This is a genomic window from Bacillus sp. LR--39 (genome assembly GCF_053613335.1).
Window position 1 is genome coordinate 1 of the sequence record NZ_JBSIOT010000640.1, and the last position, 821, is coordinate 821.

At 45.9% G+C, this 821-nt stretch carries 1 protein-coding gene and 1 pseudogene; both read right to left on the reverse strand.

Going from position 1 to position 821, the window contains the following annotated elements:
• A pseudogene (locus ACWHAR_RS25505) lies at positions 1–178 on the reverse strand (CamS family sex pheromone protein); the annotation flags it as partial.
• A gap of 15 nt (positions 179–193) precedes the next feature.
• Positions 194–821 (reverse strand): helix-hairpin-helix domain-containing protein (locus tag ACWHAR_RS25510; RefSeq protein WP_452088238.1); only part of this gene is annotated, 628 nt, incomplete at its 5' end.

The window sequence follows — 821 nt, forward strand, 5'->3', positions numbered from 1 at the left end:
ACGGCAGCACCATTTTGTAATAGGAGTCAGAGATATTATATTTCGGGACAATCGCTTTTTCTGACGATTTCGCCGTCTTTTGCGTAATCTCTTCCTCCTTCTCCCCCCCGAAACCTGACGAGCAGGCAGACAGCATTAATACTGCCGCCGTTGCCGCCAATGCCAACGTCTTTTTCAATAGAAAACACTCCTCTTATTTCTTTAGCTCTCCCATTAACTGTTCTTCATTCCACACTTCAATGTTCAGCTCTTGTGCTTTTGTCAGCTTGCTTCCCGCCGCTTCTCCGGCGATGACTAAGTCTGTGTTTTTGCTGACGCTTCCAGTCAGCTTTCCGCCCAGCGCTTCAATTTGCGCTTTGGCTTCGTTTCTTGACAGCCCTTCCAGCTTTCCTGTCAGAACAATTGTTTTACCGGCAAAGTAAGAATCGCTGTCCTCTGCTTTTACTTTTTTCGGGCCTTTGTAGAGCGTGTTTACGCCCAGCTCCTGAAGTTCATTCAAGAGTTCAAGCATTTCTTCTTTATGAAAATAGGTGATCACAGCATCAGCCATTTTTTCACCGATTTCATCTACCGCGAGAAGTTCCTCTTTAGAGGCTTTTTTCAGGTTCTCCAAGCTTTCAAAATGCATGGCGAGCGTCTTTGCGGCCTTTGATCCGATAAAACGGATGCCAAGCCCAAACAGCAGGCGCTCTAACGAATTTTCTTTTGATTTTTGGATGGAGCTGATCAGGTTTTCAGTAGACTTTTCACCCATGCGCTCGAGCTGGATGACTCGTTCCTTCGTCAGCTTATATAAATCTGCCACATTGCGGACAAGGTTT